This is a genomic window from Microvirga sp. P4_A5 (assembly GCF_056402495.1).
The window spans coordinates 1-24066 of sequence record NZ_JBFUHH010000036.1 but is presented as its reverse complement, the minus strand read 5'-3'; the positions used below and the strand labels follow the sequence as shown (position 1 = coordinate 24066).

At 62.5% G+C, this 24066-nt stretch carries 20 protein-coding genes and 1 pseudogene; 6 read left to right on the top strand and 15 right to left on the bottom strand.

Annotation, left to right across the window (positions count from 1 at the left end):
- From AC1DVM_RS11785 to AC1DVM_RS11765, 5 genes are all read right to left on the bottom strand, one after another.
- On the bottom strand, positions 1–1209 hold the full coding sequence (locus AC1DVM_RS11785; RefSeq protein ID WP_477254621.1) for an adenylate/guanylate cyclase domain-containing protein: 1209 nt from the start codon (positions 1207–1209) through the stop codon (positions 1–3).
- A 38-nt stretch (positions 1210–1247) separates the two neighbouring features.
- Positions 1248–4499, bottom strand: a complete 3252-nt coding sequence (locus tag AC1DVM_RS11780; RefSeq protein ID WP_477254620.1) for an error-prone DNA polymerase — start codon at positions 4497–4499, stop codon at positions 1248–1250.
- The gene (locus AC1DVM_RS11775; protein ID WP_477254619.1) at positions 4496–6001 is read right to left on the bottom strand and encodes a Y-family DNA polymerase; all 1506 of its coding nucleotides are present in this window, start codon (positions 5999–6001) and stop codon (positions 4496–4498) included. Before AC1DVM_RS11775 ends, AC1DVM_RS11780 begins: the two co-directional genes overlap by 4 nt.
- A complete protein-coding gene (locus tag AC1DVM_RS11770; RefSeq protein WP_477254618.1) occupies positions 5919–6671 on the bottom strand; it encodes an ImuA family protein in 753 nt (250 codons plus the stop codon). Before AC1DVM_RS11770 ends, AC1DVM_RS11775 begins: the two co-directional genes overlap by 83 nt.
- Before the next feature lie 252 nt (positions 6672–6923).
- A complete protein-coding gene (locus tag AC1DVM_RS11765) occupies positions 6924–7769 on the bottom strand; it encodes a class I SAM-dependent methyltransferase (RefSeq protein ID WP_477254617.1) in 846 nt (281 codons plus the stop codon).
- A 127-nt stretch (positions 7770–7896) separates the two neighbouring features.
- Here AC1DVM_RS11765 and AC1DVM_RS11760 point away from each other — a divergent pair, with 127 nt between their 5' ends.
- From AC1DVM_RS11760 to AC1DVM_RS11740, 5 genes are all read left to right on the top strand, one after another.
- On the top strand, positions 7897–9918 hold the full coding sequence (locus AC1DVM_RS11760; protein WP_477254616.1) for a transcriptional regulator: 2022 nt from the start codon (positions 7897–7899) through the stop codon (positions 9916–9918).
- A gap of 70 nt (positions 9919–9988) precedes the next feature.
- Positions 9989–10876 carry a DUF1206 domain-containing protein gene (locus AC1DVM_RS11755; RefSeq protein WP_477254615.1) on the top strand — a complete coding sequence of 296 codons (888 nt, stop codon included), beginning with the start codon at positions 9989–9991 and terminating at the stop codon, positions 10874–10876.
- An 82-nt stretch (positions 10877–10958) separates the two neighbouring features.
- Entirely contained in the window at positions 10959–11291 is a 333-nt protein-coding gene (locus AC1DVM_RS11750; protein WP_477254614.1) for a GYD domain-containing protein, read from the top strand.
- Between the two features lie 141 nt (positions 11292–11432).
- Positions 11433–12284 carry an SDR family NAD(P)-dependent oxidoreductase gene (locus AC1DVM_RS11745; protein ID WP_477254613.1) on the top strand — a complete coding sequence of 284 codons (852 nt, stop codon included), beginning with the start codon at positions 11433–11435 and terminating at the stop codon, positions 12282–12284.
- Between the two features lie 199 nt (positions 12285–12483).
- The gene (locus AC1DVM_RS11740) at positions 12484–12762 is read left to right on the top strand and encodes a hypothetical protein (RefSeq protein ID WP_477254612.1); all 279 of its coding nucleotides are present in this window, start codon (positions 12484–12486) and stop codon (positions 12760–12762) included.
- 449 nt (positions 12763–13211) lie between these two features.
- On the opposite strand, the gene lysM is transcribed toward AC1DVM_RS11740, so the two are convergent.
- From lysM to aqpZ, 3 genes are all read right to left on the bottom strand, one after another.
- Positions 13212–13658 carry a peptidoglycan-binding protein LysM gene (lysM, locus tag AC1DVM_RS11735; RefSeq protein ID WP_477254611.1) on the bottom strand — a complete coding sequence of 149 codons (447 nt, stop codon included), beginning with the start codon at positions 13656–13658 and terminating at the stop codon, positions 13212–13214.
- A 27-nt stretch (positions 13659–13685) separates the two neighbouring features.
- Positions 13686–14219 (bottom strand): YidB family protein, encoded by a 534-nt coding sequence (locus tag AC1DVM_RS11730; RefSeq protein WP_477254610.1) that lies wholly within the window; start codon positions 14217–14219, stop codon positions 13686–13688.
- Between the two features lie 109 nt (positions 14220–14328).
- Positions 14329–15081: an aquaporin Z gene (gene aqpZ, locus AC1DVM_RS11725; RefSeq protein ID WP_477254609.1), complete on the bottom strand. Its 753-nt coding sequence runs from the start codon at positions 15079–15081 to the stop codon at positions 14329–14331.
- Positions 15082–15573: 492 nt separating this feature from the next.
- On the opposite strand from aqpZ, the gene AC1DVM_RS11720 reads away from it, so the two are divergent.
- Complete coding sequence (locus tag AC1DVM_RS11720; protein ID WP_477254608.1) at positions 15574–16347, top strand: VOC family protein; 774 nt, start codon at positions 15574–15576, stop codon at positions 16345–16347.
- A gap of 190 nt (positions 16348–16537) precedes the next feature.
- Here AC1DVM_RS11720 and AC1DVM_RS11715 read toward each other — a convergent pair whose 3' ends face one another.
- From AC1DVM_RS11715 to AC1DVM_RS11685, 7 genes and pseudogenes are all read right to left on the bottom strand, one after another.
- Complete coding sequence (locus AC1DVM_RS11715; protein ID WP_477254607.1) at positions 16538–17341, bottom strand: thermonuclease family protein; 804 nt, start codon at positions 17339–17341, stop codon at positions 16538–16540.
- Between the two features lie 266 nt (positions 17342–17607).
- Positions 17608–19011, bottom strand: coding sequence for a dihydroorotase (locus AC1DVM_RS11710; RefSeq protein ID WP_477254606.1), 1404 nt, complete (start codon positions 19009–19011; stop codon positions 17608–17610).
- 20 nt (positions 19012–19031) lie between these two features.
- Positions 19032–20402, bottom strand: a complete 1371-nt coding sequence (locus tag AC1DVM_RS11705) for an MmgE/PrpD family protein (RefSeq protein ID WP_477254605.1) — start codon at positions 20400–20402, stop codon at positions 19032–19034.
- Positions 20399–21766 (bottom strand): FAD-dependent oxidoreductase, encoded by a 1368-nt coding sequence (locus AC1DVM_RS11700; RefSeq protein ID WP_477254604.1) that lies wholly within the window; start codon positions 21764–21766, stop codon positions 20399–20401. Before AC1DVM_RS11700 ends, AC1DVM_RS11705 begins: the two co-directional genes overlap by 4 nt.
- 10 nt (positions 21767–21776) lie before the next feature.
- The gene (locus AC1DVM_RS11695; RefSeq protein ID WP_477254603.1) at positions 21777–23177 is read right to left on the bottom strand and encodes an MmgE/PrpD family protein; all 1401 of its coding nucleotides are present in this window, start codon (positions 23175–23177) and stop codon (positions 21777–21779) included.
- Entirely contained in the window at positions 23168–23848 is a 681-nt protein-coding gene (locus AC1DVM_RS11690) for an ABC transporter ATP-binding protein (RefSeq protein ID WP_477254602.1), read from the bottom strand. Before AC1DVM_RS11690 ends, AC1DVM_RS11695 begins: the two co-directional genes overlap by 10 nt.
- A gap of 11 nt (positions 23849–23859) precedes the next feature.
- Positions 23860–24066: pseudogene (locus AC1DVM_RS11685) on the bottom strand (ABC transporter ATP-binding protein); the annotation flags it as partial.

Genomic DNA, 24066 nt, shown 5'->3' with positions numbered 1-24066 from the left:
TCACCCGTCGAGAATCGCCGGGTCGAGGGTGAACAATTCCTGCGCACGCCTGACGCCCCGAAGTGCGAAGCGACCGAGCGAGACGATATGCGCGCGCTCGTCTGGGGGCGTCGCGGCCACGAAATCCGCCGACATGGCAATCTCCCGGTCGACGGACCGGCACATGGAGGCGATGCGGCTGACTTCGTTCACGGCGGGGCCGATGACGGTGAAATCCAGGCGATCCTCGCTGCCGATATTGCCGTAGAATACATCCCCGATGTGAAGACCCAGATAGACGGACGTGACGGGTCGCTCCTCGCCGCTTCTGCGGGCGTTCAGGAGCTTGAGGCGCTTCTGCAGACTCGCTTGAGCGCGCAAGGCGCAACGACAGGCGTCAGTGGGATCGTCCGCCTTGAAGATCGCCAATACGCCGTCGCCGATCAGTTTGAGCACGTCGCCACCGGCCTCGTGGATCGACGAGATGACCGCATCCGCATAGTCGTTGAGCAGCGGGATCACCTCATCGGGCGCGGCCGTATCGGTGATGGCGGTGTAGTCGCGCAGGTCCGAAAACCAGAGGACCGCGCTGATGCGATCGGCGACGCCGCGGGAGATACGTCCGCTGAGAACGCGCTGCCCGGCATCGTGGCCGAGATAGACCTCCACCAGCGTTCCGGCAATTCTGGTCAAGGACGCGCATTTGATGGCAAGGGCGAGTTGCGGAACGAGAATCCGCAGGGCCTCGACTTCGGGTGCGTTGAAACCTTCAGGGCGGCTCGTCGTCCAGTGCGAATAGAAGCAATCCATTTCGCCGATCACGCCGTCGCTGGCGAACCGGTGGACGAGGGCGAGGTAATCGGTGTGGCCTTGGTCCCGGAGGTCGTTGAGGTTGTGAAACTCGGCGAGTTCTCCCCTGTCCTGGCGACAGCGGAACTCCTCTCCTCCGGTCGTCAGCAGATGGTAGAAGACACTGCGCTGCCAGTTCGCCGGCAGGGTGCGGCCGTATTCCACGACCGCTTCTTCGTGCACGCCATCGTTGCGCCACCGGAAGGCGCGGCCCTCATAGGTGGGATGCAGCGTGTCGATGATGGCCATGCCCCGGGACAGATTGACGCCTGCGTCATGGCATTTTTCGCAAAACCCGTTCAGCAGCGCCGTTTCCGACGCCCCGGCAAGACCGGACTGGATCACCCAGGCGGAAATCTGTTGAAGGTCGCGTGCGTTCATCGCCCTATTCTGGCGGATGCCCGGCCCGAATCCAACCTTCAGCGAAAATCGCGGGTCTTGATCTTGATCCCGCTGCCAAGCCTGAGGTCCGGAATGTAGATTTCGCGAGGCTTTCGCCCCAGACCGTCGCGGGAATCCGGCCCGCCGCCACGCTTGGCCTCGTCGCCCCGACCATGGGTGAGAGGGAACGGCTCGGTTCGGTCACCGACCGTCTTCAGGGCTTCCGACAAATCCATCATGTGCTCGCTCACCACATGGATCACCCCGCCTTCGCGCTGGACGCGTCCGCGGCAAGCCAGCATGCCGGCGGACAGGATGAGGCGGCGCTGCTTCTCGAAGTGGGAGGGCCAGACGATGAGATTGGCGATGTCGGTCTCGTCCTCGATGGTGATGAACATGACGCCTTTGGCGGAGCCGGGTTTCTGGCGCACGAGCACGAGGCCCGCCACCGTCACCCGCTGGCCGTCGCGCACCGTCTTGAGAGACTCGCAGGTCAATATCCGCCTCGCGTCGAGATCCGTCCTAAGAAAAGTCACCGGATGTTGGCGCAGCGTGAGCCCTTTGGAACGGTAATCCTCCACGACTTCGCGCCCCTGCGTCATGGGCGTGAGCGACACCTCCGGCTCGTCCGATTCCGGCCGCAGGCGCCGATCGCGATCGTCCGCGGCGGCGAAAAGCGGCAGCGGCACATCGCCCAGTCCCTTGATCTGCCAGAGCGCATCGCGCCGGTTGAGCCCGATCGAGCCGAAAGCGTCGGCCTCAGCGAGCCGTTCGAGGGCCGATACGGAAATGCCTGCGCGCCGCCAGATATCCTCGACCGATTCGAACGACGTCTCGCCGCGCGTGAGCGCGACGGCCGCGCCTTCCGCATTGGCCAGACCTTTGGCCATGCGAAGGCCGAGCCGCACCGCCAATCCGCGTCCGCGTTCCGTTTGCTCGAGCGTGCAATCCCATCGGGAGTGGTTGATGTCGACCGGCCTGATCTCGACTCCGTGTTGCTGCGCATCGCGGACCAGCTGCGCCGGCGCGTAGAAACCCATCGGCTGGGCATTCAACAGCGCGCAGCAGAACACATCGGGATGATGGCATTTCGTCCACGAGGACGCATAGGCGATCAGTGCGAACGAGGCCGCGTGACTCTCGGGAAAACCGTAGGAGCCGAAGCCCTCGAGCTGCTTGAAGATGCGTTCGGCGAATTCGCGGTCGTAGCCACGCCCCAGCATTCCATCGATGAGCTTCTGCTGGAATTTCGAGACGTCGCCCTTGAACTTGAAGGTCGCCATCGAGCGCCGCAACTGGTCCGCCTCGGACGGCGTGAAGCCCGCGCATTCGATGGCGACCCGCATCGCCTGCTCCTGAAAGAGAGGCACGCCGAGCGTCTTGCCGAGCACGCGTTCGAGCTCCGGCGTCGGGTAGGAGACGGTTTCCCTGCCTTCGCGCCGCCGGATATAGGGATGCACCATGTCGCCCTGGATCGGCCCCGGCCGCACGATCGCGACCTCGATGACGAGATCGTAGAATGTGGCAGGCTTCATGCGCGGCAGCATCGCCATCTGGGCGCGGCTTTCGATCTGGAAGACGCCGACCGTGTCGGCCCGTCGGATCATCGCGTAAGTGGGCGGGTCCTCCTGCGGGATCGATGCAAGTCCGAGGTCGATATCCTTGTGATGACGCAGCAGATCGAAGGCACGCCTCATGCAGCCGAGCATGCCCAATCCCAACACATCGACTTTCATGAATTTCAGCGTCTCGATATCGTTCTTGTCCCATTCGATGACCTGCCGGTTCTCCATAGCGGCGGGCTCGATCGGCACGAGATCGTCGAGACGATCCTGCGTCAGCACGAAGCCGCCGGGATGCTGCGAGAGGTGACGCGGCGCGCCGATCAGCGCACGCGCGAGATCGAGGGTCAGACGCAATCGTGGATCTTCGAGATTGAGGTTGAGATCATTGACCTCGCGTTCGCTCACCCCTTCGGTGCTCCAGCCCCAGACGAGGCCCGAAAGGGCGCCGGTCACATCCTCCGGAACGCCCATCACCTTTCCCACCTCGCGCACCGCGCCGCGCGCCCGGTAACAGCTGACGACGGCGGTGAGGGCCGAGCGCTGCCGCCCATAGGTGTCGTAGATCCATTGGATGACTTCCTCGCGCCGGTCATGCTCGAAATCCACATCGATGTCCGGCGGCTCGTTGCGCTCCTGCGAGATGAAGCGTTCGAAGAGAAGCTCCGACCGGACGGGATCGATAGAGGTGATGTAGAGCACGTAACACACCGCGGAATTGGCCGCCGACCCTCGCCCCTGACACAGGATGTCACGCGAGCGCGCAAAGTTGACGATGGCATGGACGGTGAGAAAATACGGTGCGTAGCGAAGCGTTTCGATCAACCGCAACTCATGCCGCAACTGGGCCGTCACCCGCGGCGGAACGCCTGCCGGATATCGGCTGCGGGCGCCCACCCAGGTGAGGCGTTCGAGTTTCTCCTGCGCGGTTTCGCCTTCGTCTGTTTCGGAGGGATACTGATAGGCCAGTTCATCGAGCGAGAAGCGGCAGCGCCGCACGATCTCGGCACTGCGCGCAACCGCTTCGGGATGACGCTCGAACAGGCGCACCATTTCGCCCGCATCCTTCAGGAAACGATCGGCATGCCGTTCGAGACGGAAGCCTGCGGCATCGATGGTGCAGCCCTGGCGGATGCAGGACACCACATCCTGCAGCATGCGTCGATCGGGATGATGATAGAGGATGTCACCGAGCGCGACCGTCGCGACTTTTTGCGTTTGAGCGGCCTGCTCCACCTGCCAGAGACGCAGATGTTCGTTAGGACCGAACCGTCGGATCAGCGCCATATAGGCCCGGTCCCCGAATGTAGCGCGCAAGCGCCGGAGATTGACCACAAGCGTATCATCCGGGTCATCACCCAGAAGCACCGCGATGAGCCCTTCGTTCCAGATCGCCACATCGTCCCAGCCTAGGGCGCATTTACCCTTGCCGGCCCTGCTTTTGCCGAGGCTGAGCAGCCGGCATAGGCGGGAATAGGCGGCACGATCCGTCGGGTAGACGAGGATGGAGGTGCCGTCCGTCAGATCGAGCCTGCAGCCGACTACCAGACGGATTCCCGTCTCCTTCGCGGCATCATGGGCCTTGACGATTCCCGCCAGTGAATTGCGGTCGACAATGCCGAGCGCGCCGATGCCGAGACGCTTCGCCTGCTCGAACAATTCACGCGGGCTCGATGCGCCGCGAAGAAACGAATAATGCGTCGTGACCTGCAGCTCCGCATATCTCATGCGAAAATTCCGTGCAGCCACCAGCGCGCCGATTGATCGGCGGGCGCATCGCGGAAAAGCCAGAAGCGCGCACCCTTCTCATCCTCGACGCGGTAATAATCGCGCAAGGCGAAATCGTCCTCGCCTCCTCGCCACCATTCGCCGACGATGCGCTCCGGCCCGTCCGCCTTGATCACGCGGTGACGCACGCGCCGCCAGATGAAGAATGCCGGCGGATGATCGGGCAGCAAGGCGGTGGCGGTGACGAGTTCCGGATGCCTGAGAAGACGCGAGGGACGCGGCAGCGCGACCGGCCAAGTCTCTCCGCTGACGGGCGCGAGAGCGGGAACCCGTTTCACCGAGCGTTCCGGAATGTGACTCTCGACAGGTTGCAATCTGTAGATCCGTCGCGGGCCGAGGCGAGCACCGAGACGATCCACGAGACGGCCCAGATCCACGGCCGTGACATCGCCGCTTCTGAAATCCTGCGCCTCCACCTGATGCGCGCTCATGGGTTCGGTCTTGCTGGCGACAAGAACCGCCGCTTCGATGCCGAAACCCGGATCGACCATCTGCAATCGTTCGTCGAAAAGCCTCGCCAGATGACGGGCTTCCCGCGTCGCCCGGGCTGTTCCGATTCGCAGCGCCACATTGTGCCGATCGATGCGCTCAAAGATGAGATCGAGCCGGCGAACGCCCAGATCCTGTCGCGCAAGATCCGCGCAGAGAGACACGGTCAAACGGTTGAGCACATGCTTGAGATCGTCGAGTTGACCGATGGGTTCGGCAAAGACCAGACGGCGCGAGGGCGTTTCCTTCGGCACCATCGGATTCAACGGCTCGAACATGTGACCATGAGCCTGATCGAGACGCAGGCCCACCTCTCTGCCGAACCGACGCGCCATCGGCGCACGCGGCATGGCGGCAAGCTGGCCGATGCGGTCGATCCCCAGGCGGTTCAGGCCTTCGACGACCTGATGCGGCAGACGCAATGCCGCGACGGGAAGATCGGCAACCGCCTTCATGCTCTGCCCCGGCGGCACGATGCTCCGATCGCCGTATCGCGCCATGGCCCAGGCCGCACCGGGCGCATCCGCCACGCTCGCCCGAGCGTGAATGCCCTGCGCGGCAAGCCGCCTAAACAAATCGGCCACGAGCTTTTCCTCGCCGCCGAAAAGAGCCGACGAGCCCGCGATATCGATCCAGATTCCATCCGGCGGGCAAGGCGCCACGACCGGCGAATAGCCGATGCACCAGCGCGCCAGTTCGACCAGGGCCGCCTCATCCTTATCCGGCATCGCTTGGACGATATGGAGATTGGGCACCAGCGCCTGACCCTGTGCCACCGTCTGACCGACTCGCAAACCGAGCGCGTGGGCCTTGTGGTCGACGGCGCCGATCAGCCGCCGGGACCCTTCGGTTTCGACCGTAACCAATGGCTCACCCGGCAGCGGCGTGCCGCCATGGCGCCTGATCCGGTCGGTCGGCCAGGTCGGCAGGTAGAGCGAGACGACCCTTCTCATCACAGGCCTCGAGAATCCAGGAATGGGGTTCGCCGCCGCGGCAGCGCAGAAGATCCACCTGCCAGCGGGCACGGGTCAAGCCCGGCGCCGGCGGCGCATGGGAGATGAAGGGCGAAATGCGCCATCGGGTGGTGGCGGCGCTCGGCAGGTCGGTCAACTCCTTCTCCGAAACGTTCCACCAGCGGCGCAGGGTGAAGGCCGGCACCCCCGAGGCTTCGGCCGCCAGCTGAAGCCGGCGCGAGGCGGTCAGCCCGAGCCGGGTGACTTCCCCGATCACCGCCGCCAGACCTTTCTCCCGCAACCCCTCCTCCATGGCCGGCAGAATGTCCCGCTCCCGAAAGGTTTCGGCATAGATGACCCGGTCCGGGTGCAGCCCCGCGTTCAGGAGACCCGGTGCGAACAGGTCCCTCCGGTTGAGACACCACAAGACAGGCCCTTTCAGCCGGGCGGCGATCCCGGCGGTAAAAAGCGTGGCCGAACCGGAAAATTCCGCCGCGGGTCCGCCTTCGGTAATGTCGTGCAGGGCCCCCAGCGCCAACCCGCCTCCCGGCAGCCTGTAATCCACCTCGGGAAGACCGAAAGGCGCGTTCAGGTGCGGGCGAAACCTTCCATCCAGCCGCCCTATTTCCTGCCGCAAAGCGGCAAAAACGTCCTTCTGCCCGGCACGCATGGGACCTTGCCAACCGCTCTCATTGATGATGTTCTTATTTTGTTCTCGCAGCTCTGGAGAGTCAACCGGAGTCTTTTCGGCAGACCCTGAGGGAGAGCGGAACCAAGCCATCACACCCCTCGGGACGGGCGAATCTGTCCTCGCACAACCCGAGATCAAGCACCGGAACACCCTCCTTGGAGCGACGGTTTGCAAACGGCATTGCCCCGGCATCAGCATCGAGGCCGGGGCAATATTTCGATTAAGCCCGCCTCAGCGGCGCGTGATCACGACCTCCAGATATTCGCTCGGCACCACCATGGAAGGGTCACCGGAGCGGTTGAACCGCTCGATGAGCTCCATAAGCTCCTGATCGAGCACCGCCTGCTGCGCCGGCTGGAGTGCCGCGAAGGCCTTCAGCRCCGGCCCGTAATAAGACTTGAAGGTCTCCAGCCAATGTTCCGGCGAACGGTACCGGAACACGAAATTCCGCGGCTGGGCTCGGATCGACGCCGCATGAGGCTCGAACAGCTCGGCCAGTCTCGCCCGTGTGCCCCACAGAGCCGGAGACCGGGCGCCGGCAGGCGGCGGGACGTGCTTGCCGATCGTCTTGAACAACTGGCCGACAAAACCCTCGGGGGTCCAGTTCGCCAGGCCGATCTTGCCCCCAGGCTTGCAAACGCGCACCAGTTCGGCGGCCGCCTGCTCCTGGTCGGGGGTGAACATGACGCCGAATGTCGACACCACCACGTCGAAGCTTTCGTCCGAGAACGGCAGAGCTTCGGCATCCGCCTCGTGGAACGCGATGTTGAGCCGTTCGGCCGCGGCGCGTTCACGGGCGCGATCCAGAAGCGCCGGCACGTAGTCGGTCGCGACCACGTCGCACCACCGCCGTGCGGCCGCAAGGCTGACATTGCCGTTGCCGGCCGCAACGTCGAGCACCTTCTGTCCGGATCGCAGGTCCAAGGCCTCGCACAATTCCTCTCCCACGATTTGCAGTGTCGTGCCGATGATCGCGTAATCGCCCGATGACCAGGCCCCCTGCTGACGGGTCTTGATCGCCTGGAGGTCAACGGTTTCCGGCGGACGTGTCTGGATCGTCGCATTCACGGTTGTCATGCTCGCTCTCCCTGATTCGCTAATTCTGCTATGCTGTCGCGTTGCGCGCGGCTGAATCGGACGCCACGCGCCGCGAACACGATGTGCACCGTAGCGCCCGCTCGTGGAGGTCGGCGTGGGAGCAACCATGGAAACGCCCGTGGAATCGGAAGGGTCTGCCGGACGCGATCTGTCTCCGGTTCTTCGCTTGCGCCTCCTCGGGCCGCTCACGCTCAGTCGGGGCGACGAGACCTTGGCCCTCCCGGCCTCGCGCAAAGTCCAGGCCTTGTTAGCGTATCTGTGCCTTGCGCCGCACCCCGTCGCCCGAAGCCGGCTCTGCGACCTTCTGTGGGACATCCCCAACGATCCCCGCGGAGAGCTTCGGTGGTGCCTGAGCAAGATCCGCAGCCTTATCGACCAGCCGGGGCGGCGCAGGGTCGACAGCCAGTCGGACAATGTCGGCCTCAACCTCACCGATTGTCTCGTCGACGCCATCGAGATCGTCCGCGCGCAGCAGGACGGCATCGACACGCTGACGACGGACCGATTGGAAGCGCTTGCGACCCTGTTTACCGGCGAGTTTCTGGACGGTCTCGAAATCGACCGCACTCCCCTGTTCGACGCTTGGCTCGCCACCCAGCGCCGCCGGTTCCGAAGCTGTCACGCGGCCGTGCTGGAGCAGCTCGCCACGCGCGCTCCCGACGATCGCGCGCTCGATCATCTCGAAAAATGGCTCGAACTTGTTCCGTTCGACCGTCGCGTGCACGAACGACTGCTGGCAAGGCTCGCGAGACGCGGCCAGATCCGCGAGGGCGAAGACCATCTGACGGCAAGCGTTCGGTTGTTCGAAGCCGAAGGCCTCGACGCCACGCCCCTCCGCGACGCCTGGCGCTCGGCCAAGGCGCATCCGATAGAGGCGACCCGAGCCGTTTCTCCGATAGTGGCTGCGGAAGACCATCGTGACGCCGTCTCCGGAAGGGAGCCCCGGCGCGGCTCCATCGCGGTGATGCCCTTTCTCGACCGGTCGGGTGCCGCCGGAGCGCGGGGCGGAATTGCCGATGCCCTCGCCGATGACGTGATCACGCGGCTCGCCAAACTTCGCAGTCTCTTTGTGATCGCGCAAGGAACGGTGTTTGCAATGCACGAGCGCCGCATCGGGCCCGAAGAGGCCGGCCGGACGTTGAATGTGGACTACGTCGTCGGCGGAACCGTGCGGCGTCAGGGCAAGGACCTGACCGTGATGGTCGAACTCTCGGAGACGCGAACCGCCCGCATCGTCTGGGCGGAAATTTTCACGCAGAAACTCGACCGGACATTCTTCGTCCTCGACGAGATCGGCAACCGCATCGTCGCCTCCATCGCAAACGAGATCGAGACGGTGGAGCGCGACCGCGCCATCCTGCGGCCGCCGAATTCGCTCGACGCGTGGGAAGCCCATCATCGCGGCCTGTGGCACATGTATCGGTTCAACCGATACGACAACGAACAGGCGAGGCATTTTTTCGAAAAGGCCGTGCAGCTCGACCCGACTTTCGCGCGGGCTTATGCGGGCCTGTCCTTCACGCATTTTCAGAACGCATTCCAGGGCTGGTCGCAACGCCGCCCGGAAATCGACCGCGCTTTCGAAGCCGCCGGACATAGCCTCATGATCGATGACCGCGATCCGGCCGCGCATTGGTCCATGGGCCGGGCGCTCTGGCTGCGCGGGCGTCAGGATCAATCCATCGCCGAGTTGGAGCAATCAGTCGAACTCAGTCCGAATTTCGCGCAAGGCCATTACACGCTCGCTTTCGTGCAATCGCAGGCGGGCGACGCGCATTCGGCCATTTCATCCTCGGAGCGTTCGCAGCGCCTCAGCCCCTTCGATCCGCTGCTCTTCGGCATGCTGGGCGCGCGCGCCATGGCGCTGGTGCGCCTCGGCCGTTTCGACGAGGCCGCCGAATGGGGCGTGAAGGCCGCCGCCCGTCCCAACGCCCATGCGCAGATCCTGGCGATCGCCGCGTTGTCGCTGGCGCTCGCCGATCGTCTCGACGAGGCGCGGCGGTATCTTGCAACGATCCACGAATCTCTCCCCCGATACGGCATCGGCGACTTCCTGACCGCGATGCACTTCGCGCCGGAGGGCGAACGACTGTTTCGCGAGGCCGCCCGACGGGTGGGGCTGGACTAGCCCCAAGTCGCCGGCACGGAACATCGATCACGCTCGGCGGTTCACCGGTGGCAACACGGAGCCTCTGCAAATGCCTAGCGTCAGCCGCAATCCTCTGGAGATCCTGGCGCGCGCAGGCTACGGCGCACGGGGCGTGGTCTACGGGCTCGTCGGCGGCCTCGCCCTGCTGGCGGCCATCGGCTCAGGGGGACAGACGGGCGGCAGCCGCAGCGCCCTTCAATCCCTCCTGTCGCAACCGTTCGGCAAGGTCTGGCTCACGTTGATCGGTCTGGGCCTGTTGGGATTCTGTGCCTGGCGTGTCGTCGAAGCCTTGACGAACGCAGACCGCCATGGCGCCGATCCGAAGGGGCTGGTCATCCGCGGCGCGCGTCTGATCAGCGGCGGCATCTATGCGGGACTTGCGGTTTCGGCCCTGGGGTTGGCTCTGGGTTGGGCCGGCGGCGGTGGAGCAGGCGACGATCGCGCAGCGCAGGATTGGACTGCGTGGCTCCTCGTTCAGCCCTTCGGCCGTTGGCTCGTTGGCTTCATCGGTTTAGCCATCGTCGGCGTCGGGGCGGTGTTCGCGTGGAAAGCCTGGCGCGGCAATGTCGCGGCGCATTTGGCCCTGCCGCCCGATACCCGACAATGGGTGGTTCCGCTTGGACGACTGGGTTTCGCGGCCCGTGGCCTCGTCTTTGCGATGATCGGCGGTTTTCTGATCCTCGCGGCTTTCCGGAGCGCCTCCTCCGAGGTCCATGGCCTTGGTGGCGCCCTTCAGGCCCTGCGGCAGCAACCATTCGGTGCCGCGCTTCTCGGGCTTGCCGCCATCGGCCTCTTCGCGTTCGGCGTTTTCGGCCTCGTGCAAGCGCGCTACCGGTACATCGATGCGCCCGATCTGGATGACGCAAAGGAGGCCGTCGCTTATGCGTTGAATCGTGATCCATCCGGGGCCGGCGAAGGCCCTCTTACCCCCTCGTGACTACAAGGGATGAGGTCCCGTTCAATCACGCCCTCCAATGCTAGTATTGGTTCTGTCCGAGCGCGGGAGAGAGGAACCGACGATGCCCCTATACCTGACCCGCTTCAGTTACACACCGGCAACCTGGGCGAAGCTCATCAAGAACCCTGAGGACCGCCGCGTGGCAGCCAAGGAATACATCGAGGCTGTGGGCGGAAAAATGCACGGGTTCTGGTATGCCTTCGGCGATCACGACGCCTACAACCTCTGGGAGGCTCCGGATAACGTCTCGATGGCCGCCACCGCGATTGCGATCGGTGCCGGTGGGGCGTTGAGCTCGTTTCAGACGACCGTCCTGCTTACCGTTGAGGAGACGCTCGCAGCTCTGCAGAAGGCGTCTTCGATTGCGTATCGGCCACCCGGTGATCAAGGCTAGACCTGCGCGCGCTCCCGATGGTTCGTCCATTGTCGGGGTCGCAACCAGCGAAACACCCGGCCGCAACTCCAAGAGTCATTGCCGGATGAAGTAGGGGAGCTAGATACCCCTGCTTCTCTCGTCCACTCAGAGGAAGTCGCTATGGACCAGCATCCGGCAATTGCCCGTGGTCGAGGAGCCGTCATCACCGGCGCTGCAAGCGGCATCGGCTTCGCAGCGGCCCAACACCTTGCGGGGCTCGGAATGAAAGTCTGCCTCGCGGATCTGGAAGGCGAGTCGTTGCGCCGCAGCGCCGCGCTTGTTGCGGACGCGGCTGAAAGTCCGGACCATGTCATGTCCGTTGCTACTGATGTTGGTCGACGAGAGGATGTTCAGCGACTCAAGGATCAGGCCTTCGGGGCCTTCGGCGAGATCGCGCTTCTGATGAATAATGCCGGCACCGACGGTGGAGGCCAGCTCTTCGGTGACCCTCGGCAATGGGAAGCAATCCTCGACACCAATCTCTGGGGCGTGATCAACGGCACCCAGATTTTTGCGCCCGCCATGGCGGATCAAGGGATCTCCTGCGCCATCATCAACACGGGATCGAAGCAGGGGATCACCACCCCGCCAGGAAACACGGCCTACAATGTGTCCAAGGCCGGTGTAAGGGTGGTGACGGAAGCGCTGGCCCACGAGTTGCGCAACAAGGCCGACTGCTGCGTCACGGCTCATCTGCTGATCCCGGGCTTCGTCTATACCGGACTCACGAAGGCGGCTGGCGTCGCCCAGAAACCTGCCGGCGCATGGGAACCTGAGCAGGTCATCGATTTCATGCTCTCGGCCATGGCGCGGGGAGACTTCTACATCCTGTGCCCCGACAATGAGACGCCCAGGGAGGTGGACGAGAAACGCATCCGATGGAGCACCGAGGACATCATCCAGAACCGTCCTGCCCTGTCCCGCTGGCACCCTGACTACAAGGACGCCTTTGCAAGTTTCTTGGCGGAGTAGCCGGGACGATGACGCGGATCACGAGGCGTCCCGAATGTGGTTATCCCCGCCGATGCTGATGAACCCAAATAAAGGTCCGGATATCGTAAGCGATGGAACTTGATCCATGAACTAAATTGGGAGCACTACGGGCCTGCGAGCGATCATAGCCGATCCATAGCCAGCTTCGTGGCACCCACATCGAGGGGACGGCGCGACAATGCGCGAAAAGATCTATGAATGCGTCGGAGGGCCGTTCGACGGTTTGTTGTACCCGTGGGCCGGCACGAAACGAGTTAGCATTCCCATTGCTCAGGCGATTCCTGGCATCAGTGGGACATCTGATACCGACGATTACTTCCCTACATTCGACTACGACGTGAAGCGCCTCCCCGCGCCCGACGGCACTTGGCGCGAATTTCTGGTTCTATCCACGTGGACGACCATGCAAGGAGCCGTCTGGATCAATAAAAAATCGGCGCGACGTCGCCAACGCTAGGGACATCGCGCTGCTCGCTAAAACCCCAAGGCATTAACTCGCTATCTCGCCCGGGCACTTTCTCCATCCCGGCAATTGCGCCCGCCCGGACGGAACCCGCGCGGCGCGCCCGGTTGAGTTCTCAAGGGCACAAAAATCCCATTGCGCCGTCAGAAACACATCGTGTGCCGTTTGGCAGGAGAAGTCCCCCTGCGCCGTCGGGCGAGACGTAAGCGCCATTGGGAAGAGTGAAGCCGCCGGACCGATCTCCGGCGACCCGAGTCCCATCCGGCAGGATGTAACGGCCAGTGTCATCTCGCACGATGCGCTTGGTCCCCGTGGCAGTCGCAGGACGATCCTGCATGACCGGTTGAGGGGGAGAAGAGGCCACGCATCCCGCGACCGTCATCGACAAGGCGATCAGCAGCAAGGTGCGCATTGGACAACTCCGGTCGCTTGCATGTGCTTCTTCAAGACAGCGGTGGAATGCGCAGCACCCATCCCGGCTGAATCATGTCCGGGTCTTTAACCGGCGGTGAGTTGGCCTTCACAATTTCGGTGTGCTTGGCTCCCTTGCCTTTTCCATAATGTTTCTCGGCGATCGCCCAAAGCGTATCGCCCTTCTGCACCGTGTACATCGTCGACTGCGCTGACGGTTTCTCGACCTTGAGTTCGCTCGTGTCCACCTCGGCCACGCCGTAAGTGTTGCCGAGCGACAGGATGAGCTTCTCAGCCTCTTCCTGGCTCATCGCCTGCCCGGACAGCTTCACCTTGTCTCCTTGCACGTCGATGTTGAGTTTGCTGGCATCGAAGCCATGCCCCTCTACCGTCTTCTTGAGCGCATCTGGCGTCGCGGCCTGCGCGGAGCCTCCGAACAGTTTTGCGCCGGCATCCTTGATAAAACTGAACAATCCCACTGAACTTCTCCTGAGTTGGTAACGCGGCTAAACATCGGTCCCAGAGGGAAGACGTCCGTCGGGGGTGAACTTGTCGACCGCTTCAGGAAGGGTCGTCGAGAGTCTCGACAGAAGTTCCTCTCGCGACAATCCGGTCTGCTGGGACAAGGTTGCCAGCACGTCAGGACCGATGGCTTGTTCGAGCTGACTGGAATCGATCTGCTTGTTAGGTCCTGTGCCGATCCAAGACTCCGCGACTTCCCCTTGGCCGTGCTGCTTGAACGATTCGACTAACTCGCCGAGCCCGCCGCCAAGTAAACCTCCAACCCCGCCACCACCAAGGCTTCCGAGAAGCCCGCCAAGGCCAGACTGCTGACCACCCTGGCCTGGGGTACCGAGACCACCGCCGCCCAAGCCGCCAAGGAGACCGCCGAGGCCACCCTGCTGGTCACCTTGGCCGGGAGCGCCAGGGTTGCCTGCACCTGCTCCCCTCAACATCTCGGCGATTTTGTCCCTGTTCTGGAAACCTGCCACGGCCAGGAGGCCAAGCAGGGCAGTCATTGATGGAAATCCGCGACCCATGTCGATGTTCCTTACGTTGAGGCAATACAGCAAGGGTAACGTAGGACATTCCCCAGAGTTCAGTTTGTTTCCACTTTCGGACTTAACTGATCCAAGACAATACGGGGTCTCACCTCGCAGGCCGTGTCGGTGGAAGGTCGCGTGAGGGTTCGGTCCCGGTGATCGGGGCCGAGGGCTCTTCACTCAGCCAGCGATAGAGGATTCCACCGAGAACGCCGCCGACGAGCGGTGCGAGCCAGAACATCCAAAGCTGCGCCAATGCCCATCCGCCGACGAACAGTGCCGGGCCGGTGCTACGGGCAGGATTGACCGACGTGTTGGTGATCGGAATGCCGACAAGATGGATGAGGGTCAGCCCGAGRCCGATCGCCAGAGGTGCGAAGCCCACCGGCGCTTTGCCATGCGTCGATCCCATGATGATGAAAAGGAACATCATAGTGAGGACGATCTCGGCCAGCAGGCCCGAGAACAAGCTGTACTTGCCGGGTGAATGCTCGCCGTAGCCGTTGGCCGCAAAGCCTTTCGCGAGGTCGAAGCCGGGCGCTCCACTGGCGATGGCGTAGAGGATCGCAGCGGCGATCACGGCACCGACGACCTGCGCCACCACATAGGGAATGACATCCTTCATCGGAAAGCGTCCGCCGGCGGCGAGGCCGATCGTCACCGCCGGGTTGAGATGACAGCCCGAGATGTGGCCGATCGCGTACGCCATGGTGAGAACCGTCAGGCCGAAGGCGAGCGAGACGCCAAGCAAGCCGATGCCGACCTCCGGGAAGCTGGCCGCAATGACTGCGCTGCCGCAGCCTGCAAAGGTGAGCCAGAAAGTGCCGATGGCCTCGGCAACGCATTTGCGAATGTCCACGGCTCTACCCTTGATGGCGCATGTCCCACAATGCTGTGCTTATTGACGCACGTTTCCGTGCAGGTGGATAGGTACGCCGAAGGAGTAAGGGCAGAGAAGCCTTTGGCGTCCCCTTCACGATTTTCTTCTTAGTCGTCGCTCGGACGGCTGTCGCCAATCACAAAAATTCGAGAGAAACCAGTCGAAAAAGCGTGTCGTTGCTCGCATGAAATGCGAGCCGCGGTGGTAGCAAGGGTCGAGGTCGGTTGGCCTCGTCGCTGGCGGCCGCCGCCATACTTTTCTCGACCTTTTTTTGGCAAATAGGAGTTAGCGGAGCCGGCTTCTTGCCCAATTTCGTGACGGCGGCCGTTTTAGATGGTTCTCTACGAGACCCGGGCGGCAAGCCGCTTGAGATTTCCGCAGGTGGCAACCTATAAGATGACTCTCGACCCCGCGTGAGAGCGTCCACCGGCAGATTGCGTTTGGGGGATCTTGGTACACGAGGAGCCAGACATGCCAAATCAGCACGGCGATTTCGTTTGGTACGAACTCTTGACGTCCGATGTGGACGCTGCCGCCGAATTCTACGCTGCAGTCCTCGGATGGAGGTCGAAATCCTTCGAGGGATCGACACAGGGGTATCGCATCTTCAGCGCACACGATTCGGATGTCGCCGGATTGATGACGATCCCCCATGACGCCGCAGCAGCGGGAATGAGCCCTTGCTGGCTTGGATATATCGGCGTCGACGACGTGGACGCTACGACACGTCGCATCGTCGAGGCGGGCGGCAGGCAGCATGTTCCCCCCACTGACATTCCCGGCGTCGGCCGTTTCGCCATGCTCGCCGATCCGCAAGGCGTCCTGTTCTATGTGATGCGGGGAGCAAGTGAGGGAACGAGCACCTCCTTCGCGCCCATGAAGGTCGGGCATTGCAATTGGAACGAGCTTGCCACCAGCGATCAAGAGGCGGCGCTTGCCTTCTACAGCAGCCAGTTTGGCTGGGAGAAGGGCGACGCGATGCCGATGGGGGAGATGGGCGTTTACCAGTTCATCACGCACCACGGCGAGAGACTGGGCGCAATGATGACGAGGCCGGTAGACGGTCCGTCCCCGAGTTGGAATTTCTACTTCGGAGTCGGGGATATCGACGCGGCCAACAAGGCGGCCTCAGAGCGAGGCGCGGCAATCCACTACGGACCCGCGGAGGTTCCCGGCGGGAGCTTCATCATCGTCGGACAGGATCCGCAGGGTGCGATGTTCGGCCTGGTCGGGCCACGCCCGTAGCTGGGGCGCGATCAACTGAACTTGGGACGAGGAGGGCTCAGTGCCCTTCCCTCTGCCCACAAAGACGCTGGCGATCCCGGGAGGACTCGAACTTCCGACCTACGGGTTTGGCCTTACGATCGAGATCCGACTGGATTTCGTTTTCAAAGGATAGCTGACACACAACCAATCTACGCGTCGGGTGGAGCACTCAAGCGCACCAGCTCCTCCGAGACCCTGTCCAGCGGCGGGCAAGACCCTCGTCGACGAGGATCCTGCCTAGGGACCTGCCGTCGCGCGTAAGGACCCGAAGCTTTCTGCCATAGACATCCTCGTCGCGCCCTCCCGGATGGACAATCTCGAAGGGTCCGACATTCAGCAGTTCCAAAAGCCGCTCCTTGGCGCGATGCCCTAGTGCTGCCTCGGACGCGCATTTAGGTTCGGAGATCTCGGGCGTGTCGATGTCCGCGATCCGAATCTTGGTCCAGCCGTGGCGAATCGTATCGCCGTCGATGACGCATGAGCGCTGAATGATTGCGCTGCAAAGTGAGTATCGGCCGCCGCCAGCCTTCCCGATGGCTGCTTGGGATGCTGCCTCCCCGACGTCCCTTCCGAGGCGCGCAACCTCACCGCCGGACCCGGCATCGCCAGGACCGGACTGCAAGCTGAAGACGAAGAAGCTGCCCATCGCGCCAATTGCAATTGCGYCGGCCAGCGTGCGCAACGAAGGTAACACACGGCCGGCTGCATCTCCGGCGCCACGCTCGGGCAACCGAACCACCTTGTCGCCCGTGCGCCAATCCCAAGGACGGGTCCGACGCCCGGCGTTACGCCCGTGCGCGAGACGTCGGCGGGTTTGGAAAGCGGTCGCAGAAAGCGCAGAGACCGCCCAACTTCCCACACAGGCGATAACGATAAACCCGACGATCGAGGTGTAGCGGTGCCAATCGAAATTGCCGTCAGTGACGGCGAAAACGGCGAACATCACACAGCCGATCACCGCAATCCCGGCCATTTTTCTGGCTTGCCGCGGCGCCGGAAGGCGCCAGCGATCGTGTCTGTGTCCCCGTCGGAATCGCATGCCCACATTCCCCAAGGGAAGCATAAGCAAGCTCAGCCGTAACGGCTAGGTAGTTTTTCCGTAGCTCTTGTGTCGATTTGGGAATTGTAACCCGGTTGCAATCGCGGGCTCTGAACCCTTCAAAAACACTGGCGATCCCGGTAAATCGAACTTCCGACCTACGGTATTGTCAGCGGCGGCGCTGTCTCACCCTTTGACACCTAGCTCGTCGAGAGAGCCCGTTTCAAAAACTTGCCCGTGCCGACTGCGTTCTCCACGAGCCGGCCATCACGAAACACCGGACGACCTCGCACGAAAGTATCCGTGACTTTGCCTTTCAGCGTCCACCCCTCGTAGATGGAATAACCTGCGTTGCTGTAGACATCCTCGCGGCGTGGTGTCCATTCCGCGTTCAGGTCGACGATCGCCAGGTCCGCATCCTTTCCGATCGCGATCTGTCCTTTTTGCGGAAGACCCATAATGCGGGCCGGATTCTCGCAGAGGACACGCGCAAGTGCCGCGAGGCTGATCCCACGCTTGTGGTATCCTTCAGACAGCATGACCGGAAGCATCGTTTCCATCCCCGGCGTCCCCGGAGAAGCATTCCAAATTCCGCCCTTCTTCGAGGCACTTTCACGATGGACGTGGTCGGTCGCAATCGTGTCGACTAAGCCGTCTTCGAGCGCGCTCCATAAGGCGTCGCGATCGGAGGCGGCGCGAAGAGGCGGGTTGATCTTTCCGAGGTCACCTCCGTCCCACTTCTCGTCATGCGTCAGATAGTGCGGACACGTCTCGATGTAGAGATGGGGGTCGGTTTCGCGATAGAGGAGAGCCGCCTGCAATGCCTGCTCCGACGAGGTGTGGACCACATAGAGGCGAGACGCCGTTGCCTTGGAGAGGAGTGCTGCGCGTTGCACGGCGTCCGCTTCCACGAAAGGCGGGCGCGACGCGTTCCACGTTGGCAGGCCACCCTTACCTTCGGGGTCGCTCGCTTTGAGTTTGTCCCGAAGAACCCACGACACTTCGATATTCTCAGGGTGAGGACAGACCATTCCGCCATGTGCGGCGGCCGCTTCGAAAAGCCGGTACATGAAGCCGTCATCGATATCAGGGAGGCCGAGACGCTTTCCTTCACCGCCCCGGTTGTTCATGAAAAGCTTGAACGTCGGAACGCCATAATCTGAAGCGTATTTTGGCACGCCGGCCAGTTGGTCTTCCGTCGCGATGATGAAATGATAGCCGAAATCGACTCGGGTGCCGGCTTCCGTCACCGAGCGAACCTCATCCCACAGCCCGTTCTCATAGGCCGTTGTGCCCATGAGATAGGGAATGATTGTGGTCACCCCACCCGCCGCAGCGGCCCCGGTCTCGCTTGCTGCGTCCTCAGCCACGCGCGGCCGTGAAATATCCGCGCCATGCCCGAGGTGAAGGTGCACGTCGAGAATTCCCGGCATGACCAGCCGACCCGATGCATCGACGGTGTCAGTGCTCTCGACGTCACTGCCTGCTGTGAGGATGGCGGCGATCTTCCCATCCCTTATGGCAATGTCCGCCCTGATCGGCTCCATTCCGGGCAGAAGCACCTCGCCACCTTTGACGACCAAATCGTAGCTCGACATCGTCATGTCCTTCTCTGATTCAAATTTCAGACTTCGAGCGCCATCAATGCGGCGCCGAGTGCAGGCATCGTCTGACTCTCGAGTGTCATGACGATCTCGACGAGCTTCTCGACAGCGTCGCTGTCGCGATCGCTGGTGTTGGTGCGAAATTTATTCAACACGCTGTCCGGGGTTGCCGGGTACCGGGGCCCTCCGCGCACGTCGTCGATCTCGATCCCATGACGGGATCCATCGGAGAGTTTTGCAACGATCATTGCCTCGAAGCGATCCGGGAATGAGTCATTCTCCAGAGGCTGCCATTTGATCTTCCGGGCAAAGGTTTGCACGGCTTCACTGGCCGGGTTGTCAAAGGCCTGGAGATTGATGGCGCCGTCGATCAGTCGAAGCGCGATAACGATCGGCAGGCTGTATCGCATCTCATGCGCGGATTGGGGGGCCAGCCGCCTGTTCCAGTCATCGCAGATGATGGGCGCGGCCCCTTGTGGCACGAAACAAGTCAGCTCTTCGATGTCTTGGGCTCGAATAGACTTCGCCTCAAGCTGCTCGATGGCGGTCAGGAAGGGATGAATGTAGTGACAGCAGGGATAGAATTTGAATGCGGCGTCCCTGAGATGCCAAACGCTGTCGCGGGTCGCAATCTCTGTCCTGAAACGTTCCGATGCCGCAGGCGAATCGGCGAATTTTTTGAACAGACCGTGCTGCCCTTCGAAAGATGTAGTGGGGCCTGTGATGCCGCTGACCGCCAGAACCGCGGCGATCAGGCCTCCATGTGCTGCCCAGCCCGCATGAAACGATTTGACCGTCGATCCGTTGGTCAGGAATTCAAATACGCCCGATGATTGGCTGAGCGCGATCCCGAACGCCGCGACGGTGTCGTCCACTGTCGCGTTCATCAACCGACAGGCGATCTGCGCGGCGGCGAAGACACCCGCCGTCACGGTGATCTGAAAACCCTGCTTCTGGAACGCCCCCGGTGCAGCCCGACCAATCCGAACCAGCGACTCCCACCCATCGATATAGGCTGTCAGCAAAGCCTCCCCCGAAGAGTGATTGGCCTGAGCGCTGGCCAAGGCCGCGGGAAGGAGGACGGCGCTGCCGTGAACGATGGAGCCCATATGGGTATCGTCGAATTCAAGGGCATGAATCAAGCCGCCGTTCGCCAAGGCTGCGTCCGCGGGCGCTGCGGTCTGTCGGCGGCCGATGACGCTGGCGGCCCCTTGCGACTGCAGGCGTGTCAAAGCTCCGTGATAGACGCTGCCGGCCGGCCCGCGCGAGGCTGCAAGCCCCACACCGAGCGCGTCGAGAATATGCAGTTTCGCAAGTTGCAGAACGTCCGCAGGGACAGGAGGCCTATCGGCCTGCAGAAGGGTACGCGCGAGCGTTTGTGAGAGCGTCATGGGGATGCGGTCTCGCGAGCTGCCGCTATCCCGGCGAGGCGTCCGAGCGCGATTGCCGAAAGAAGACCATTTCCCGATGCATAGCCGGAAGCACCGGTACGGCCTGAGAGGCCTGCGGCCGCGCCGCCGACGGCAAAGAGATTTGCGATCACGCCGCCCGATTTCGTCAGGACGCGGCCGTCATCGTCGACCTTGAGTCCGCCTTGCGTGTGGAAGAGACCCGCTACCACGCGACAGGCATAGAAAGGTCCCGACAGCGGAGCGATGCCGAAATCTGCGCGCCCGAACACATCCGCGCATTCGCTTCGTGCGCTGGCCTGGTAAGCGTCAAGTGTCGGCGTCACATTGGCGATATCGATCTCATAGGACGCGAGCGCGGCCTCAGGTGTGTCGCCGCGTTTCAGGCCGCCAAATTCCCATAATTCGACGAATTCCTCTTCCGCGCTGGCGATGTCGAAGATTCGTTGATCGAACAAAGCGTAACAGGGACCGCCCTGGGCCAAAACCTCGGGCGCGTAGCCGGAATAACCGCGGGATTCGTTACCAAAACGTTTGCCGTCCCCGTTGAGCAGCAAGCCGCCTTTCTCGATCGTGGTCCAGGAGAGAATGCTGCCATGAGGATCGGCCACGGCCGCATACCCTTGGTAGGAGCCCATATTGCCGAGATCGGCGCCCATCGCTTCGCCCCAGGAAACAGCTTCGCCCGTAGAGCCGAGCGCACCAAAATACGTGGCCCCCGCGGCCTCGGGGCAAAAACGGGCGACCAGTTCGGGATTGGCCGCGAAACCATTCACGGCGAGGATGACCTTGCGCGCGTGGAAATCCGAGATTTCCCCCTGTCCGGAACTCACCCTCGCGCCGACGAGCGTGTCGCCGTCCAACAAAAGCGAGACCACCGAATTGCCGACCGCGATGGGAACACCGCGCCGTTCCACCGCCGCCACGAGATCGTCCACCAGGTCACGCCCTCTACGTGACGGTGGTGCGTGAAGTCGCGGACGCGAATGACCGATATGCTTGTACGCGGAAATGAAAACGAGACGTGCTCCCACGTCATCGATCAACCATTCGACGGTTTCGGCAGAGGTATCTACAAGCCGGCGGACAAGACCAGGACTGTCCGATCCGCCCGAGATAGCCATGAGATCGTCATAGAAGCGATCGACGCTGTCATCGATTCCCGCCTCCTTCTGGAACCGGCTGGCTGCTGCCGGAACGGAGCCCGTCGAGAGGGCTGAATTCCCTCCGGGACGGTCAAGTTTTTCGACGATGGCGACGGACGCGCCTGCGTCGTGCGCGGCGATGGCCGCCGCAAGCCCACCTGCGCCGGCGCCAATAATGAGCACATCGAGTTCTTCGGACATCAGAATTCTCTCACACAGTCAAACGCGCCACGAAGTTAGACCAGCGGGCGCTCGCATCGATCGTCCCTCCAACCAATGCCTCGATCTCCGGACCGGCACTGGGAAAAACGGGCGTGAGCAGCCGATCGAATTTGGCCAGCAATTCCCACTCCTCGAAAGGCTGGTCCGATCCGCCTCTTGCACTTTCAACGGAGGCGCACAATTCGCTGCCATCATCCAAGTGCCAATGCACGATGGCAGGACGATCATTCGGCCATTCACCCACCGCGGGATGAGGGACCAACTCGACCGCGGCCCGCAGTCTTGCAACTTCGGGGTTGTCGAGGCTAGCCGCATCGAATGATCGAGGCTCCGCGTCGCCATGCACGGCGACAGTTGCCACCGCGTGTGGCATCGAAAACTTGCCCGCGAGGACGGTCGACGGAGATTGAATATTGAGGGCCATGCCGCGAGCATGGGTTTCGACCCGAATCCGCTCGAGGGTTCGACCCGCACGTTGCTTGAGTTCGTCGCCGAGAGCGATCGAGGCCTGTACGGCCGAGTGAGTGTATTGGCAGCAGGCATAAATCTTGTGGTAGCCGCCCTCGATCGACCAAGTGCCGCCCAGGTTGGTACTCAGCTCATCGGGATGAGGCATGCACCCAAACCCATCGACAAAAACATCATGCAGCGCGCCGGGAAGGCCTGCGACCCCTAGCGGCGCAAAATCCGCAGCGCGAAAGCCGGCGCTGGCGCCAAGACAGGTCCAGACGTTCCGCACGAGGGCGCCTTCAATGGCGTGGTTGAAAGGCCCCGCATTGACGAGGGTGGAGGCCGCCGTAATCGTGCCGACGAATAGATCGACTTCGTAGCCGCGCAGGATAGCCAATCCGGCCGCGGCGCCAATCGCATTGAACGCCGCGTGTGGGTGAATGCTCAAACGGTGGAAAGGATACGATTTCGCGATGCGTGCGGTGATCTCGTAGCCGATGGCAAGCGCCCGCAGCACGTCGGTGATGGAATGATCCGTGCTCTCGGCTTCGGCCAGAAGTGCGGGCAATACATAAGCTCCTGCATGGCAAGGAAGAGCCCGATACCCCTCATCGAGTTCCGCCCAGGTGATCGCGATGCCGTTGGCCGATGCAGCCTGCTCGCGCGTCCCTCTCGAACGACCCGCGCTGAACACCGTCGCCTCAAACCTGCCACCCGGAGCCAACAAAATCTCCTGCGCGCGCATGACCTGCGGCTCGACCGATGCAGCCGCTATGGCCGCGAGATCATCGCAAAGCACGAGAGCAGCGCGACGTCGGACAGGCTCAGGAAGTGGCAGTTTGGACGCCGAGACGGCCCACTGGCACAACGCCCGCAGGCATTCTGCGGCGGCGAGACGCTGTGCGGCGGCCGGTTCTGGCACGGATGGATTTAGAACCATTTCCACAGATCCTTGTTCGCTGAGAGTTCCTCGGCTGTGCCATCAAACACCACGCCGCCCGCCTTCAGGATGATGGCGCGCTCTACGATCTTGAGAGTTGCCGGGACATTCTGTTCGACGATGATGAGGCCTGTCCCGAAGCCCTGGTTAATTTCGATCAGACGCTTCATGACGTTTCTGACGATGACTGGTGCAAGACCTGTCGACGGCTCATCCAGGAGGAGCCATTTCGGCCGTGTCATCAGCGCCATGCCGAGGGCCAGCATCTGCTGTTCCCCGCCTGAGAGCGATCCCGCCCGTTGGGCGCGCCGCTCATTGAGCACCGGGAAGATCTCGTAGATTTTGTGCACGAAATCCTTGTCGAAGAGCAGGCCCGAAATTTTCAGGTTCTGCTCGACAGAGAGGTTCGGGAACACGTTGTGCCCCTGGGGGACGAATGCGAGACCGTTGCGCACGTTGGCTGGCACGTCCGCAGGCAACGGCTCTCCATCATATTCGACGCTTCCGACAGCAGGGCTCACGGCACCGACGAGGCATTTGAGCAGGGTGGTCTTGCCTGCGCCGTTATGGCCGAAAATGCCGACGCGACTACCCGGCGCGAAGGTCAGGTCGATATCGTGAATCGCTGTCAGCGCACCATAGCGAGCGGTGATGGCATGAGTCTGTAGCATGATCAGCTCCGCTAGGTTCCAAAGTAGAGTTCGGTGAGCTGCTTGTCGGCGATGAGATCCTGAACAGACCCTCGCGCCAGTATCTTGCCGGAGAACATGAACACACCTTCGTCGCAGAGGTCGCGCACGAACGCCACGTTGTGCTCGACGACACCCACGGCGATTCCGGAGGCCGCCACGTCCCTTACAACCTGCTGAATCGCAGCGTAGGAGTGACC